Origin of the sequence: Sulfitobacter geojensis (genome assembly GCF_000622325.1) — a bacterium.
Taxonomy (GTDB): domain Bacteria; phylum Pseudomonadota; class Alphaproteobacteria; order Rhodobacterales; family Rhodobacteraceae; genus Sulfitobacter; species Sulfitobacter geojensis.
This window is the reverse complement of the sequence record NZ_JASE01000005.1, coordinates 1,942,273-1,957,247: the sequence shown is the minus strand read 5'-3', so window position 1 is coordinate 1,957,247 and position 14,975 is coordinate 1,942,273. Positions and strand designations below refer to the sequence as shown.

The 14,975-nt window shown below is 57.8% G+C and carries 17 protein-coding genes; 7 read left to right on the top strand and 10 right to left on the bottom strand.

What is annotated here, in order from left to right; translation table 11 throughout:
* Positions 1–51: 51 nt before the first annotated feature.
* A complete protein-coding gene (locus Z947_RS0111495; RefSeq protein WP_025044451.1) occupies positions 52–621 on the bottom strand; it encodes a YceI family protein in 570 nt (189 codons plus the stop codon).
* A 201-nt stretch (positions 622–822) separates the two neighbouring features.
* Positions 823–1,317: a hypothetical protein gene (locus Z947_RS0111490; RefSeq protein ID WP_025044450.1), complete on the bottom strand. Its 495-nt coding sequence runs from the start codon at positions 1,315–1,317 to the stop codon at positions 823–825.
* Positions 1,318–1,635: 318 nt separating this feature from the next.
* On the opposite strand from Z947_RS0111490, the gene Z947_RS0111485 reads away from it, so the two are divergent.
* From Z947_RS0111485 to rplI, 4 genes are all read left to right on the top strand, one after another.
* Positions 1,636–3,012, top strand: coding sequence for an MATE family efflux transporter (locus Z947_RS0111485; protein ID WP_025044449.1), 1,377 nt, complete (start codon positions 1,636–1,638; stop codon positions 3,010–3,012).
* Positions 3,013–3,166: 154 nt separating this feature from the next.
* The gene (gene rpsF, locus Z947_RS0111480; RefSeq protein WP_025044448.1) at positions 3,167–3,529 is read left to right on the top strand and encodes a 30S ribosomal protein S6; all 363 of its coding nucleotides are present in this window, start codon (positions 3,167–3,169) and stop codon (positions 3,527–3,529) included.
* 29 nt (positions 3,530–3,558) lie between these two features.
* Entirely contained in the window at positions 3,559–3,786 is a 228-nt protein-coding gene (gene rpsR / locus Z947_RS0111475; protein WP_005852865.1) for a 30S ribosomal protein S18, read from the top strand.
* Positions 3,787–3,797: 11 nt separating this feature from the next.
* Positions 3,798–4,433: a 50S ribosomal protein L9 gene (rplI, locus tag Z947_RS0111470; protein WP_025044447.1), complete on the top strand. Its 636-nt coding sequence runs from the start codon at positions 3,798–3,800 to the stop codon at positions 4,431–4,433.
* A gap of 265 nt (positions 4,434–4,698) precedes the next feature.
* On the opposite strand, the gene Z947_RS22085 is transcribed toward rplI, so the two are convergent.
* The 3 genes from Z947_RS22085 to Z947_RS0111460 all read right to left on the bottom strand — a co-directional run bounded on the left by Z947_RS22085 (position 4,699) and on the right by Z947_RS0111460 (position 7,001).
* Positions 4,699–5,037: a hypothetical protein gene (locus Z947_RS22085; RefSeq protein ID WP_156026651.1), complete on the bottom strand. Its 339-nt coding sequence runs from the start codon at positions 5,035–5,037 to the stop codon at positions 4,699–4,701.
* Between the two features lie 223 nt (positions 5,038–5,260).
* Complete coding sequence (gene tig / locus Z947_RS0111465) at positions 5,261–6,595, bottom strand: trigger factor (protein ID WP_025044446.1); 1,335 nt, start codon at positions 6,593–6,595, stop codon at positions 5,261–5,263.
* 109 nt (positions 6,596–6,704) lie between these two features.
* Positions 6,705–7,001, bottom strand: a complete 297-nt coding sequence (locus Z947_RS0111460) for a DUF2312 domain-containing protein (RefSeq protein ID WP_025044445.1) — start codon at positions 6,999–7,001, stop codon at positions 6,705–6,707.
* Positions 7,002–7,115: 114 nt separating this feature from the next.
* Here Z947_RS0111460 and Z947_RS0111455 point away from each other — a divergent pair, with 114 nt between their 5' ends.
* From Z947_RS0111455 to Z947_RS0111445, 3 genes are all read left to right on the top strand, one after another.
* On the top strand, positions 7,116–7,355 hold the full coding sequence (locus tag Z947_RS0111455; RefSeq protein ID WP_025044444.1) for a hypothetical protein: 240 nt from the start codon (positions 7,116–7,118) through the stop codon (positions 7,353–7,355).
* Positions 7,356–7,435: 80 nt separating this feature from the next.
* Positions 7,436–8,314, top strand: coding sequence for an MBL fold metallo-hydrolase (locus Z947_RS0111450; protein ID WP_037938873.1), 879 nt, complete (start codon positions 7,436–7,438; stop codon positions 8,312–8,314).
* A 47-nt stretch (positions 8,315–8,361) separates the two neighbouring features.
* Entirely contained in the window at positions 8,362–8,784 is a 423-nt protein-coding gene (locus Z947_RS0111445) for a TIGR01244 family sulfur transferase (RefSeq protein ID WP_025044442.1), read from the top strand.
* A gap of 7 nt (positions 8,785–8,791) precedes the next feature.
* Here the strand turns inward: Z947_RS0111445 and Z947_RS0111440 are convergent, their stop codons facing one another.
* From Z947_RS0111440 to Z947_RS0111420, 5 genes are all read right to left on the bottom strand, one after another.
* On the bottom strand, positions 8,792–10,054 hold the full coding sequence (locus Z947_RS0111440; protein WP_081781143.1) for a FliM/FliN family flagellar motor switch protein: 1,263 nt from the start codon (positions 10,052–10,054) through the stop codon (positions 8,792–8,794).
* A gap of 63 nt (positions 10,055–10,117) precedes the next feature.
* Positions 10,118–12,841, bottom strand: coding sequence for an ATP-binding protein (locus Z947_RS0111435; RefSeq protein ID WP_025044440.1), 2,724 nt, complete (start codon positions 12,839–12,841; stop codon positions 10,118–10,120).
* On the bottom strand, positions 12,838–13,104 hold the full coding sequence (locus tag Z947_RS21045; protein WP_037938871.1) for a hypothetical protein: 267 nt from the start codon (positions 13,102–13,104) through the stop codon (positions 12,838–12,840). The genes Z947_RS0111435 and Z947_RS21045 overlap by 4 nt, the downstream gene beginning before the upstream one ends.
* 15 nt (positions 13,105–13,119) lie before the next feature.
* On the bottom strand, positions 13,120–13,485 hold the full coding sequence (locus Z947_RS21040; RefSeq protein ID WP_037938869.1) for a response regulator transcription factor: 366 nt from the start codon (positions 13,483–13,485) through the stop codon (positions 13,120–13,122).
* A 128-nt stretch (positions 13,486–13,613) separates the two neighbouring features.
* Complete coding sequence (locus Z947_RS0111420) at positions 13,614–14,909, bottom strand: helix-turn-helix domain-containing protein (RefSeq protein WP_025044439.1); 1,296 nt, start codon at positions 14,907–14,909, stop codon at positions 13,614–13,616.
* Positions 14,910–14,975 lie beyond the last annotated feature (66 nt).

The window sequence follows — 14,975 nt, the reverse complement described above, 5'->3', positions numbered from 1 at the left end:
AAAGCCCGCCGGTTGAACGGCGGGCTTTCCCTGATCGAATGGCGGGGGCGATTACTCGGCCTTCATCGCCTCGATAGAAATATTCAGCGCAACTTCGTCACTGACTGCAGGCGCAAATGCCCCAAGACCAAAGTCCGACCGCACCAAAGTTGTCGTGGCATCGAAACCCATCCACGGCTTGCCGGCCATCGGATGATCGCCCGACTTGTTCAGTTTTGCATCCAGAACAACGGATTTCGTAACATCGTTCATCGTCAAATCACCGGTGATCTTGGCTGTGTCTTCACCCGTTACCTCGATGCCTGTTGAGGTAAAGGTGACCATGTCACCCTCGGCTGCGCCGAAGAAATCATCGGACATGAAGTGGCCGGTGCGCTGTTCCCAACCGGTCAACATCGACATCACTGGCATGCTGACGTTAACAGATGAATTTGCAGGTGCGTCAGCGTCGAACATGATCTCGCCTTCGAAACCGGAAAACATCCCGTAAGTTGTTGAAAACCCAAGGTGGCTATAGCTGAACAGAACCTGACTGTGGCTGGCGTCCAGAACATATTTATCAGCAGCGAATGCGCTGTTTGCACCTAAAGCAAGGGCGGCGGCAAGGATCAGTGATTTCATTTGGTATTCTCCGGTTGTTGGCTGTCTGTATCTCTACTTCGGTTTCAGACAGCTGTTTTACAACCCTCTACCTCTCAACAGCACTTGCGCATCAACGCACAGCACCTTGGCGAATTCGTGCCCGCAAACATAAAAACGCACTGAACCGGTTCAGTGCGCATTCCTTTAATCGGGGTATACCCCATTTTCAAACCGGATCGTTCAGGCCAGTTTGCCCACATCGCGCAGTCCGGCGACGAGGCTCGACAGGGCTTTGCGGTCTGTCAGGCTGACTTCGGCAAGAAAGATGCCCGCCTGATCCCACAAGAACACGCTGTTGCCATCCTGCTCTGCGCGGCTCAGTTTTGCAAAACCACAGCTTTGCAAAACCTGATCGTCACCGTCCCGCTGGCGGCGCACAAGGCGAACTTCGCGGCGGATGGTATCGATCTGGATTTCAGGGGCGCGCGGCGCGGTGCTTGCCCCCATCAGACCAAGACCGGCAATCACCGCCGTCAGCGACAGGATCAGCTTGAACAACATTACATCGCTTTCCCATGAGGCGCCGGGTGCCAACCACAGGCCAAGCGCCGCAAGCGTCATGGAAACGCCAAGCAAACGTTGCGCACCGCGCACAATCATACGCCCTGCGCCTGCCATACGCACAGGTTCAATCGCGTCAGGCTGCGTGTTCATAAACTCCGCTGATGCAGTCATTGTCTCGTCCCTTGGTCTTCTTTTGTTGTTGGTTAAGCTTTGCTTTGGGAAAAAGGCGCAAATGCGGCACCGGCGCGGCGGGTGCGCGTCGATCTCGGGGTTTTACCGTGCCGTTGCCTGAAAGAAGCGCGGTCAAACAGGGTTGCCTTGTAAGCCCAGAAGGCGTATCGCCTTTGCTCATGGTTCGGCCACCAGCCGCTCGCAGGTTTATCCTCGGTGAAGTGTCGATAACATTACGTCTGACCTTTGACTTATGTTTCCGCCGGTCGGCAATGCGAGCACCTCCTTACATGCGGAACATCTGAAAAGAGGTTCACGTTGCCCTACTCCAACTCCTACACCCATGGCCCGCTTGGGCCGATCTTTGCGAAAACCGCCCTGCCGATCATCTTTGTGATGGGCATGAACGGGATATTGACCGTGGTCGATGCCATTTTTCTGGGGCGCTATGTCGGACCAGAAGCCCTCAGCGCTGTCACCCTGATCTTTCCCATTTACATGCTGATTGTTGCCTTGGCGACCCTGGTATCAGGCGGCATGTCCAGCATCCTTGCCCGACAATTGGGTGCCGCCGATCTAGACGGTGCCCGTGCCACCTTCGCGGCCGCACATGGCTTTGCCCTCTTCGTCAGTGTCGGGCTTATTCTTGGCTATCTGTTGTTCGGGCGGATGCTGAGCCTTGCGCTCGCCTCCGGTTCTGAACCACTAGCGGATATGGCACAGACCTATCTGGCGATTACCGCTTTCGTCTCTCCACTGGCGTTTCTGCTGTCTGTGAATTCGGATGCCCTGCGCAACGAAGGACGCATCGGCTTCATGGCCGCGATGAGCTTGCTCGTCTCGATTTCCAACATCGGGTTCAATTATGTGCTGATCGCGCTGATGGGCCTTGGTGTCGCGGGATCGGCCTATGGCACTGCGCTGGCGCAACTGCTGGCCTTTGCGATCATCATCGCGTACCGCATGGCGGGGCGTGCCGATTTGCACCCTAACATGTTGTTGCATACCTCCCTTGTCCACGGGTGGTCACGTATCCTTGCCCTAGGGGCACCGCAAAGCCTGAATTTCATTGGCATCGCCCTTGGGTCTGCGGCCGTCATCACTGCGCTACAAATGTTCAATGTCGCGCAATACGAAGTCTCCGTATCCGCTTTCGGGATCGTAACCCGCGTGATGACATTTCTGTTCCTCCCACTGTTGGGACTGACCTTTGCCTTGCAATCTATTGTCGGCAACAACTACGGCGCAAAGGAATGGCATCGCTCGGACAAAAGTCTGCGACTGGGGATTTGGATCGCATTCATCTACTGCACGACATTCCAGATCCTGCTGATGATCTTTCCTGAAACCATCGCCGCGGCTTTTGTTGACGATCCAGCGGTGATTGCAGCCTTCGGCCATATCATGTCGCTGACCGTTGCCATGTTGTGGCTTTCCGGCCCGTTGATCATCATCGCCAGCTATTTCCAGGCCATCGGCAATGCTACGCGCGCTGCGATCCTCGGCCTTAGCAAACCCTACGTATTTGCCTTGCCACTTACGTTTGCCCTGCCCGTTCTGTTGGGCGAACCGGGTATCTGGCTTGCGGGTCCGCTGGCCGAAATACTGATGGCGGTGCTGACAATCGGCGTGCTGCATCAAACCGCGCGTGCACTGAACCTGCGGCGCGGGCTTTTCGCGGGCGCATCAAGTTAGCGGCTCGGCGGGCAGAGCCCCTTGCCCTGCCCGCCCAACCGTGTATATGGGCACTTCCTTTGCAAGACGATTGAACCGCGCAGTCTCTCGTGGTGGGGCCGCAAAGGATACTGCCCTGCCTATGAAATGCGCCTTGATATAAATAGGAGTGCACATGCCACTATACGAGCATGTTATGATTGCGCGTCAGGACCTGTCCAACACGCAAGCCGAAGGCCTTATCGAACACTTTGGTGCCGTCCTTGCCGACAATGGCGGGAAACTCGTGGATAGCGAGTATTGGGGCGTCAAAACGATGGCCTATAAGATCAACAAAAACCGCAAGGGCCACTACGCCTTCCTGCGTTCGGATGCACCTGCACCGGCCGTTCAGGAAATGGAGCGTCTGATGCGCCTGCACGACGACGTAATGCGCGTTTTGACCATCAAAATGGACGAGCACAAAGAGCTGCCATCCGTTCAGATGCAAAAGCGTGACGAGCGTCCCGAGCGCGGCGAACGCCGCGAGCGCCGTTGATCACAAGCTTGAAGAAAAGGACCTAAACCATGGCTGCAAAACCATTTTTCCGCCGTCGCAAAGTCTGCCCTTTCTCGGGCGACAATGCACCTGCGATCGATTACAAAGACACACGTCTGCTGCAACGCTACATCTCTGAGCGCGGCAAAATCGTTCCTTCCCGTATCACAGCCGTATCGGCGAAAAAGCAGCGTGAACTGGCCCGTGCCATCAAACGCGCCCGCTTCCTCGCCCTGCTGCCATACGCTGTTAAGTAAGGAGAACCATCATGCAAGTTATCCTTCTCCAACGTGTGGCCAAGCTGGGCCAGATGGGCGACGTCGTAGACGTCAAGCCGGGCTTCGCGCGCAACTTCCTGTTGCCACAGGGCAAGGCGCTGTCCGCGTCCAAAGCCAACATCGAAGCATTCGAAGGCCGCAAAGCCCAGCTTGAAGCACAGAACCTCGAGACCAAAGCAGAAGCAGAAGCAATGTCTGCCAAGCTTAACGGTCAGCAGTTCATCGTGATTCGTTCTGCGTCTGACGCCGGTGCGCTTTACGGCTCCGTCACCACGCGTGACGCGGCTGATGCGGCAACTGCCGAAGGCTTTACCGTAGATCGCAAACAGGTTGTCCTGTCCGCGCCGATCAAAGAACTGGGCCTGCACGACGTTTCCGTTGTTCTGCACCCCGAAGTCGAAGCCACCATTCAGCTGAACGTTGCACGTTCTGTTGAAGAGGCCGAGCTTCAGGCATCCGGCAAGTCCATTCAGGAACTCGCCGCTGAAGAAGAAGCCGCAGCAGACTTTGAAATTGCTGAATTGTTCGACGATATCGGCTCTGCCGCGTCCGACGACGATGATCTGGTCCCTACCCCTGAAGATGCAGCAGCATCCGACGATCAGGACGACACAGCAAACAGCTAAACCTTAGGGTTTAAGCCAAGACATCGAAACGCCGCGCAGGTTCTGCGCGGCGTTTTGCGTTCTGTCGCAAGGGTCAAAGGGCGAACCCTTAAAATCCCTGTTCCTGCCGGAAAAACATGGCCACGGCCGTTGTTATTCACCTTGCCGCTGCCCACACATGCGAAAGGCCCGCCATCTCTGGCCGGCCCCTGCTTGGATATTCAAGTGCTCGGGTGTTCGGGCCGGTAATTGGCCTGCCTCAAAAGCGCACGAACCCCGCGCGGCTTCAGCCGCCAAACAGCCGACGTAAAAACGACCGTGGCTTCTCGGGGGCATGGGGTGCATCAGCTGGCGCGATGTGTGGAAGGCTTCCAGCCTTATTCATCGTCGGATTCTCTCCAGTACCGCGCGCATGAACCGGTTGTTGAAGCGGGCTGCGAACAGATGGAACTGTCGGCTCCGTCGGTTCTGCTTGTGCCCCTTGTACTGGTTCCCGAGCGCTGCTTTTCAGCTCATCCATATTGGTGCCCTCTTCGGCGAGCAACTCGGCAATTGATTTCATCGTCAATGCAGTTTTCTCGTAACCATTTTCGCCGGAAATCGGCTTAATCCGTCCATATTCCATTCGTACTACCTCCAAAATAAGCGCCCAAGATCCCGAAATTTATGCGATCTCTTCTGGGGCCAATTAATAGCGGCAGATTGTGGTTACTTTGGGGAAAGCTTCGGGCATTTAGTCGAAACCGCCGTGTATTTCCAGTCAAAAAACACCAATAACGGGTATTTGAGGCAATAAAAAAGGCCACGTCTTGCAACGCGGCCTCTTCCTTAAACGTTAAAACGTTACCTCATTCGGCGTCTTCGAGCGCCTCAACAGCTTTCTGCAGATCTTCCTTCGAAACAGTTTTCTCGGTCACGGTCGCACCTTCGGCGATGTGATCAACAACCTTGTCTTCAAACAAAGGTGCGCGCAGCTGCTGCTGCATCTGCTGGTTCTGCTGAACGAATTCAAAGAACTGGCGTTCCTGACCCGGGTACTGACGCGCCTGGTTCATGATCGCTTGTGTCATCTCGGCGTCTGTCACTTCGACTTCGGCTTTCTGACCCAGCTCGGCCAACAACAGGCCCAAACGCACGCGGCGTGTGGCCAGTGTGGTGTGCTCGTCGGTGGTTTCGATTTCCGGGTGGTCGTGGCCCTGAACGTCAGGGTTGTCCTCGTGCCACAGCTGATGCGCGATCTGGCCCGCTTCAGCCTCAACGAGGGACGGTGGCAATTCGAAATCGACCATCTTGTCCAGTTCGTCCAACAGGCCACGCTTCATGACAGCGCGGGATGCGCCGGCATATTCTGCTTCCAGACGCTCGGCGATTTGCGTTTTCAATGCGGCCAGATCTTCGGCACCGAATTTTGTCGCCATCTCGTCATTGATTTCTGCGGCAACCGGTTCTTTGACTTCTTTGATCGTGCATTCAAAGGTCGCTTCTTTGCCCTTCAAGTGCTCGGCCTGATAATCATCAGGGAAGCTGACAGTCACCAGCTTCTCTTCTTCGGCTTTCACGCCAACCAGCTGCTCTTCGAAACCGGGGATAAAGTTGCCCGAGCCCAGAACCAGCGGGAAATCTTCGGCCGCGCCACCTTCGAAAGCTTCGCCGTCAACCTTGCCAAGGAAATCCATGACAACCTGATCGCCGTCTTTGGCTTTCGAACCCTTTTTGCGGGCTTTGAAATCCTGTGCGGTCTCGGCCAGATTGGCCAGCGCTTCTTCGATGGCCGCATCGTCTGCTTTCACGACCAGCTTTTCGAGCTTGATCTTGGACATGTCCAGCTCAGGAATTTCGGGCAGCGCCTCGTAAGTCATGTCGACGTTGACGTCGTCGCCCTCTTTCCAGTCTTCGTTGGTCATTTTGACTTCTGGCTGCATCGCAGGACGGTCGCCGGATTTTTCAAAATGCTCGGCCATGGCACCATCAATGCTTTCCTGCATTGCTTCGCCCATAACACGCTGGCCAAACTGCTTTTTCAGCAACGCCATCGGCACCTTGCCTTTGCGGAAACCCTTCATCTCGACGTCAGGCTGCGCTTCGGTCAGCTTTTCGTTAACCTTGGCTTCCAGCTCCGCGGCGGTAACCACGATGGAATATCCGCGTTTCAGACCTTCGTTCAGCGTCTCATTGACCTGCATGTGTGCTCCATAGAAATAAGCCGCGCGAGGCCCGCGCGGGGTAAAATTTGCATCCTTCTATTGGGGTGCGTGCCAAGGTGCAAGGCCCGTTTGGCACCACCCCGACCGGCTACATACCCAAGGCTTCTTTATACATCTCCATCACGGCCTCTTCTTCGGCGATGTCGTCCTTGTCGCGCTTGCGCAACGCGATCACCTTGCGCAGCACTTTGGTGTCGTAACCGCGGGACTTCGCTTCGGCCATGACCTCTTTTTGCTGCTCGGCAAGGTCCTTCTTTTCGGAATCCAACCGTTCGATCCGCTCGACAAACTGGCGCAGTTCGTTGGCGGTAACACGGTAAGTCGCATCGCCCTGCGCCTCGACAACATCGGATTGCGGGGCGGGATTGGTGGAAAAATCGCTCATTGATTGGTGTCCTGCGGTTGGGGAGGGTCAGTACTCCTTGTCTGACTACCGCCCTCACCTGCGGGCTGCAAGCCGCCCTTGCCCTGCCAAATCATTTGTCGTAGCCAAGCGCGCATGGAAACCAAAGCAACCTCTGTTTTTGATATCATCATCTGGTCTGGTGCCGGATTGTCGCTGTTAGGCCTCTTGGGTCTGGTTTGGTGCATCATCCGCGTCAGCCGCGCCAAACGCGCCAAGCTGGACGATGACGCGATGCGCGCGGTGATCCAGTCGGCCATGCCGTTGAATCTGGGCGCGCTGTGCCTGTCTGTCATCGGGTTGATGATGGTCATCATCGGCATCTTTCTGGCGTAACGCAGAGGGGCGCGCAGGCATCGCTTGGCGCAATGCGCAATAGCCGCTACCTTGTCACAAACACAAGGAGAGGTCCGCCCATGTCACTGTCCCTTCCCGTCCCTAATGTCACCGCCTTCTTTGACGACGCGACGAATACCGTCAGCTATGTTGTGCAAGATCCGCAAGGGTCGGCCTGCGCGATCGTTGATTCCGTGTTGGATTTCGACCATGCCGCAGGGCGTACCGATACACGTTCAGCAGACCGGATTGTCGCGTTCATCAGGGAAAAGTCCCTGAACCTGCAATGGATTTTGGAAAGTCATGTGCATGCGGACCACCTGTCCGCCGCCCCCTACGTTCAGGAAAAGCTCGGCGGCAAGATCGGCATCGGCAACCAGATCCGCGTCGTGCAGGACACTTTTGGCAAGGTGTTCAACGAAGGCACGGAATTCCAGCGTGACGGCAGCCAATTCGACGCGCTTTTCGACGACGGGGACAGTTTTCACATCGGCCAGATGCGGGCAGACGTCATGCACACGCCGGGCCATACGCCGGCCTGCCTGACCTATGTGATCGGCGATGCCGCCTTTGTTGGGGACACGTTGTTCATGCCGGATTTCGGCACGGCGCGCTGTGATTTTCCGGGGGGATCTGCGCATGATCTGTACCAGTCAATCCAGCGGATTCTGTCTCTGCCGGATGAAACGCGTATTTTTGTCGGGCACGATTACAAGGCACCGGGGCGCTATGAATTTGCATGGGAAACCACCGTCGCCGCGCAAAAGGCGGCCAATGTGCATGTGGGCGGCGGCACGGATGAGAACAGTTTTGTTGATCTGCGCGAAACCCGCGATGCGCAGCTGGCGATGCCCAAGCTGATTGTGCCATCTTTGCAAGTCAACATGCGTGCAGGCCACATGCCCCCTGCCGAAGAAGATGGCACTGTGATGCTGAAACTGCCGATCAACCGGCTCTGAGCGTATCGGCTCTGGACAGGTTGGACCGGCTTTCGTACATCTGCCTCATGGATATACGACAGTTGACCCCCCGCTATTTCGTGAGCCCGCAGATTGCAGCCGATGATATGGCCGCGCTGGCCGAGGCCGGCATTACACGCATTCTGTGCAACCGCCCGGATGCAGAAGTGCCGCCAAGCCATAGCGCCGCCGCCATCCGCGCAGCAGCCGAGGCCGCGGGTCTGTCGTTCAGCGAACAACCGCTGACGCATCAAACAATGGTGCCCGACGTGATTGCGAACAACCGCGCACTTGGGGTTGAAACCGGTGACGTGGTGCTGGCCTATTGCGCATCGGGCACCCGTTCAACCATCGCTTGGGCTTTGGGACAAGCGGGTGACATGGACGCCGACGAGATTGTGCAAACGGCACAGGCAGGCGGCTATGATCTGGCAGGCATGCGGCAAGCGTTGGCGCAGCGCTTCTGCTAGGCTGGCGCTAACCGACATTCAGTTCGGGCAGGTCCGGTAGATCAGGCAGGTCCGGCAGATCAAGCGGCGCGTCAATTTCAGGCAAGTCAGACATATCCGGTAGATCAGGTAGATCGGGCAAACTGTGCGCAGCGGCCATCTCTTCCTCGTTCTCAAGTCTTGGCATTTCCGACGTGTCGGGCAAGTCAGGCAGATCCGGCATGTGTCTCACTGCCGGCAAACCAAGTTGGTCGCGCCGGTCATTTCCTTCGGGAGGCTGGGCAGAAATATCGGGCAACCCCATGTGATCGCGATCCGACGCCCGTCGTTGCAGGTTCAGCGCACCCGTGTGGGTCGATTGCACTTGAACTGCTCGTGCTCCTTCAATCTGGCCAAGCGTGCCTTGGCCCACGGCTTTACCCGCAAAGGTCTGAACCCGCACCTTGGCAAAGCTTGCGGCCCCGAGATCCAGAATGTCGCCTGTCGCGAGATGACCCAAGTCACGCAGGGGCATGCGCAAACGGGCAAGGCTTATGCGCAAATCCACCGCCAGCATCATCACCGTATCCGACAGGGTCACCGGCTGGCGCGGGGCACTTTCGCCTTGCAACGCCCCGCTTGCACCATCCGGCAACGGCTCGGTGATCGTGTCATGCCCCCGCGGCATGCATAAAACGATCCGTCCCTGCCGGACGCCACCAGAAATATCCACGTCGATATGCACCAGTTGATACTCCGGTGCATCCAGCGACATGCTCAAGATCCGCGCATCCTCTACCCAAGCGCCGAAGCGGAAACCGGAAATCAGCTTTCGCTCGACCGGATCTTCGGGCACCGGCCCGGCCCGCGTAAACAAGGCATCGAGGAAAGGCGCGGCAATCGCGGCATCTGTCGGGGTCATCGGACGCTCTGCGCCCTCAAGCACGGGCAGGACCTTGCCCATGGTCTGTTGCTGGATCAACGCCCCGACCATCGCGGGATCAACCATTACCGCCGCGCGGCTTTGCCCCGGACCGTCAAAAAGCATCAATAAAGCAGCTTCTTTCAGTTCTTTTTCGATGTCATCGCCGGGACAGAACTGGCTGCGCACGCTGATCGCGGCCATGGACACCTCGAACAGATCTTCCGCCACTTTGGCAAGTGTCAGGCGCAACGCTTTGGCCAGCGACATCGCCCGCGCCTGATGCTCGGCCTGTCCCGCTTGCACCTTGCGATGCAAGGTCGTGTCCGTAGGTGCAGCGCCCTCTTGAGCGGTGCTTGCCGACCCTGCCATATCCTGTTTTGATCCCATACACTTCACCCGCGATTGCGGCTCTAGGTCAGAGATATAGCTGACGAAGTGTTACCAGAGCCTTTAGGCGGGTGGCGTAACTTTGGAAGTTGCGGCAGTTTGCCCGGCCATTGCCGCATGGGGCAGCGTCACCCGAAATGCCCCCCCGGTGCTACCTTCAAGATAGCGGACCCGTCCGCCCAAGCGTTCCATGATCTCTTGGCAAATGGCCAGCCCCAGCCCCGCACCATCGCCTTGCGATCCGCCCACGCGATAGAACTTTTCGAAAACAACAGCCTGTTCATCTCCGGCGATTCCCTTGCCGTTATCGACAAAATCTATCGCCAGCCCCGTCGGTGTCAGCTGTGGTGTGATGGTCAGTGCGGGTGCGTCGGCTTGACAATACTTCTGGGCATTGCTGATCAGATTAATGAACACCTGCACCAACCGGTCCAAGTCAGTGTTCAACACCACGTCTTCTTCCTGCGGTGCAATATGAACATGCAACCGCCCGTCGCCCCCCGAAACCACAGTGGTCACCGCACGCGCCAGAACGCTGTGCAAAGGTTCTTGTCCCAGATGCAGTGAAACCTGACCGTTTTCCAATACTGACAGGTCCAAAAGATCATCCAGCAGGCGCGTCAGGCGGATCGTTTCGGCATGGATGATCGAGGCATAACGCGTCTTGTCTTCTTCACTCAGACTGCCGGTATCGCGCAGGATTTCCGAAAACGACCGGATCGAGGTCATCGGCGTGCGCAATTCATGGCTGATCTGGCTCAGGAACCCGTCTTTTTGCAACGAGAGCTGCGTCAGCTTTTCGTTGGCTGCGCGCAACTGGGCTGCTGTTTCGGTCAATTGGCGCGATTTCTGTTCCAGCTGGCTGGAATACTCCAGCATCTGGGCGGATTCATCGGCCACCGCCAGAAGGTCCTGCACCGAAATCGCGCTGCCGCCGACAATCTGGCTGACCATCGCATGCGCCGTGGCGGCACCGACAGAAGCGGCAAGTTCCCGTTCAAGCGCGTCGATAAAGGCCGGCGTCGGTTCGGGCAGATGTCCCGACAACCCTTGCGCCTTGGTCTGTTTGTGAAAGAAAATCTGTGCCTCGGTCGCGCCCATGATACGCTGGCTCATAATCATCAGATCTTCGCTGCCTGCGACCGATGCGGTCCAGACCCGTGAAGGGCCGGAATGATCCAACACATTGACGAATTGCGCGCCCTGTAACCGCTCAATGGGTTCGGGGAAAGAAAACACCGAAACCACGGTAAAGGCCAATGTATTCAGTGACATGCTCCAGACAACGGCGTGCACGGTCGGGTCCAGCCCGTCGATGCCGAACAGCGCCTGCGGCCGCAGCCAGTTGATCCCCAAGAGCCCCTGTTCAAAGGTGTCTTTCGACAGGGCGACATCCACGCCGAAACTTGGCAGTAACATGGTAAATATCCATAACGCAAAACCGGTGCCCAAGCCGCAAAATGCCCCAGCCCGCGTGGCACCGCGCCAGAAAATTCCGCCTAACAGCGCCGGCAAAAACTGTGCCACTCCGCCAAAACTGATCGTACCGATCGCCGCCAAAGCACCGCTGCCCCCGGAGGCGCGGTAATAAAAGAACCCCAAGGCGATGATCAGCAAAATACACATCCGCCGCGCAAGGATGATGACTCCGCGCACATCGCCCGATTGCGTGGCCCCGCCCTGCCTCAGCGCCAGCCACACGGGCATGACGATGTGATTGCTGACCATTGTACTAAGCGCCAGTGTGGCCACGATGACCATCGACGTCGCGGACGAAAACCCGCCAAGGAAAGACAGGGTGGCAAGCCCGTTCTGGTTCTGGCTCAGCGGCAGGCTCAGGACAAACAGGTCGGGGTTTGATCCGGCGGGCAACAGATCAAGTCCGACAACCGCGATGGGCACCACAAACAGGCTCATCAACATCACATAGGCGGGAAAGGCCCAGGATGCGATTTGCAAATGGCGTTCATCGTCATTTTCGACAACCATCACCTGAAACATCCGCGGCAGGCACAAAAACGCCGCCGCTGACAGAAAGGTCAGCGCGGTCCAGCGGCTGCCCTGCACTTCCCACTCCCCGATATCGGAGGCGTCTATGCGCGCCAGCGTTTCGCCCAATCCACCTGCCAGCCCCCAGACCACAAAAATGCCGACCGCCAGCAGGGCCACCAGTTTGACCACCGCCTCCACCGCAACGGCGATGACGATGCCGTGGTGGCGTTCGTTGACGTTCAGGTTACGGGTCCCGAACAGCACGGTGAACAGTGCCAGCCCCGTAGCCACCCAGAAAGCCGCCGGCGTGGCGTTGAAGGCTTGCCCACCAGCGGCCTCTGCCTTTGCGAAAATCGAAAGAGACAGGACAACCGATTGTAATTGCAATGCAATATAGGGCGTCACCCCGATCACGGCCATCAATGTCACAACAATCGCCAGCGCGTTCGATTTGCCATAGCGCGACGAAATCAGGTCGGCAATCGACGTCACCCGCTGGCTGCGCCCGATGCTGACCAGTCGGCGCAAGATCCACCACCAGCCAATCATCACCAGTGAGGGTCCCAGATAGATCGTCACATACTCCAACCCCGAGCGCGCCGCGTATCCGACCGCGCCGTAGAACGTCCATGCGGTGCAATAGATCGACAAGGACAAGGTATAGATCACCGGTGATCGCAGAATCGCGCCGAACCGGCCCTGCGCCGAAGCGCGCTCTGCAAGGAAGGCCACCGCGAACAGGATCACCACATAAGCCAGACAGACAAAGACAAGCTGGTTGATGCCGACGGTCATTCAGCCGTGTCCAACCCAGGCGCATCCTGCACGCGGGTCTTGCGCCACAAAATCAGGCGCATCACCACCAGCATCAGCCAGACTCCGAACAGATACTGCAGCGCGGTGCTCATCGCGATGCCGCCACCCTCTGCCTCGGGCAAGGGCCACATCAGCGGCACCATCCACAGCGCAGCACCCAATAGCGGCAACAGGCGCACCGCATCCATCAAACGGCGCATCCGGTAGGTTTGACGTTCCAGAAATACGGGACCGTTTGGCATAGGTCTGGCCTTTACTTAGCTGGTCAGCTCGCGCACCGCGTCCAGCATGTCCGAATTCGAAAACGGCTTGGTCATAAATCTGCTAACCCCTGCTTTTTCGGCCATCTCACGGTCACGCGCCTGACCGCGGGCGGTCAGCATCAGAATTGGCAAGGCCTCGAAAACCGGATCGGCCCGCAGATCATGCAATATCTCGAACCCCGACTTGCCCGGTAACATAACGTCCAGCATCACCAAATCTGGCGCGGCTTTTCGGATTACGTCCACAGCGGTCGTGCCATTGGCCAAAGTTTCGACTCGCCAGCCCTCGTTCGATAGCAAAAAACGGATCGCTTCCGCGATGTTCAATTCGTCCTCGACCAGCACAACATGTTTACCCATGTGCGTCGCCCCCTCCCCTAATCCCGCAAGCACCCCGTCTGTCGCGGAATGTCATGCAGTAGCGACCAGCATGCACTGGACATGGGGGGCTGTCAAAAGGTGATCTGATCTGCCCTGCTGCGAACGGTCTAAATACCGCCGCTCATCACGGACGGAGCGCGCCGGGCGCGGCAGTGTTCTTGCGGGCATACCCGACAGGTCGACCCCACAGGAACCGCCGGACCGACACCCGCCTCTGCGGGCAGCAACAGCATCACGGCCTGACGCAACGGGGCCATGTTATAGCCGGTATTCGCGATATTTTCGGCCGCGGCGAAGCCGTCAAATGGTGCGTCCGCGCGCCCCGGTTGGGTGATGCGCGCATGGGTGACGCTGCCCGGTTGGCCCAATGCTGCAAACAGGGGCCATAGCGGACAGCATGCCCCGTGACGCGGCACGGTGAAGCCTTCGACCGATTTGCGAAAAATCACGGTACCCGAGCGGTCGCACACCACCAACCCTGCCCCCAATTCGGGCAACGCGGCCATCCGGCGCAACAAACACGCCAAAGGGCAGCGCAGGTGGTTGGCCAACATCAAAGGGTCCGTGCCGACCTGCGCGATCGCGATGCGCAGGTCCGGCAGCGTCAGCACCTTGGCATCATCGTCCACCTGCCGCAGCACCATTGCAGCAATGTATTTTGACGCCTGCGACGTCAGCTGTGGTGCGTCTTGTACCATGGCATCAATCAACGCCGTATTGTCGACCCCCTGTTCAAGGGCGGCGAAACTGAACTCTTGCGCAGACAGGTACAGCTCAACCTCTTCTTGTGGCGAACTGGCCGCATCAGCGGCCTGCGCATCAGCATCCAGATAGGCGACAATCGCCTCGGCGCTGTTGGAAAGGCGGCGGCTGTCCTCGTCAATATTGGCGTGAAACCGGTTGCGCCATTCGGGCTGTAGCGCCTCGTTCTCGGCAAGGATCGCGGCGGTTGACCGGATTGCCGCAGCGGTCGACAACAGCTCATGCATTGACGCGGCCAGATGCGGATCGTGGGCCAAACGGTCATTCAATGCTTCAACAGTCTGCTCAAGTGCAGTGGCGCGTTTGGCGGTGCCTGCCAGCACATCCGCCCAACCTGGAAAGCGGCCTGCAAATTCGTCGGCGCGGGTCACTTCATCACCACTCAGCCCCGCAGCATCCGCCGCTTCGCGCAGCGTGGCGATCAACGCCGCCTCCGCCCCGTCGGTCAGCGCCTGCGCCTCTACGCCCAAGGCCCCTGCGATGTTCAGCAACAACTTGCCGCCGATTCTGCGCCGGTTGTGTTCGATCAAATTCAGGTAGCTGGGCGAAATCCCCGCCAAACGCGCGAGATCGGCCTGCTTCATCCCCGCCATTACCCGTCGTTCGCGGATGCGGCTGCCGGTCAATGCTTCTCGTGCCATCACATTCAGCCTTTGATAAATGCGCCAATATCACGCAATTTCAATACGTTTCTGCGCTGCGACATT

Coding starts and splice junctions, on each gene's coding strand:
- Z947_RS0111490 (WP_025044450.1), bottom strand. CDS start 1,317: ATGACTGCATCAGCGGAGTTTATGAACACGCAGCCTGACGCGATTGAA.
- tig (WP_025044446.1), bottom strand. CDS start 6,595: ATGCAGGTCAATGAGACGCTGAACGAAGGTCTGAAACGCGGATATTCC.
- Z947_RS0111450 (WP_037938873.1), top strand. CDS start 7,436: ATGTCACTGTCCCTTCCCGTCCCTAATGTCACCGCCTTCTTTGACGAC.
- Z947_RS0111435 (WP_025044440.1), bottom strand. CDS start 12,841: ATGACCGTCGGCATCAACCAGCTTGTCTTTGTCTGTCTGGCTTATGTG.
- Z947_RS0111440 (WP_081781143.1), bottom strand. CDS start 10,054: ATGGGATCAAAACAGGATATGGCAGGGTCGGCAAGCACCGCTCAAGAG.
- Z947_RS0111445 (WP_025044442.1), top strand. CDS start 8,362: ATGGATATACGACAGTTGACCCCCCGCTATTTCGTGAGCCCGCAGATT.
- rpsR (WP_005852865.1), top strand. CDS start 3,559: ATGGCTGCAAAACCATTTTTCCGCCGTCGCAAAGTCTGCCCTTTCTCG.
- Z947_RS0111495 (WP_025044451.1), bottom strand. CDS start 621: ATGAAATCACTGATCCTTGCCGCCGCCCTTGCTTTAGGTGCAAACAGC.
- Z947_RS0111420 (WP_025044439.1), bottom strand. CDS start 14,909: ATGGCACGAGAAGCATTGACCGGCAGCCGCATCCGCGAACGACGGGTA.
- Z947_RS0111460 (WP_025044445.1), bottom strand. CDS start 7,001: ATGAGCGATTTTTCCACCAATCCCGCCCCGCAATCCGATGTTGTCGAG.
- Z947_RS22085 (WP_156026651.1), bottom strand. CDS start 5,037: ATGGAATATGGACGGATTAAGCCGATTTCCGGCGAAAATGGTTACGAG.
- Z947_RS0111455 (WP_025044444.1), top strand. CDS start 7,116: ATGGAAACCAAAGCAACCTCTGTTTTTGATATCATCATCTGGTCTGGT.
- Z947_RS21040 (WP_037938869.1), bottom strand. CDS start 13,485: ATGGGTAAACATGTTGTGCTGGTCGAGGACGAATTGAACATCGCGGAA.
- rplI (WP_025044447.1), top strand. CDS start 3,798: ATGCAAGTTATCCTTCTCCAACGTGTGGCCAAGCTGGGCCAGATGGGC.
- Z947_RS21045 (WP_037938871.1), bottom strand. CDS start 13,104: ATGCCAAACGGTCCCGTATTTCTGGAACGTCAAACCTACCGGATGCGC.
- rpsF (WP_025044448.1), top strand. CDS start 3,167: ATGCCACTATACGAGCATGTTATGATTGCGCGTCAGGACCTGTCCAAC.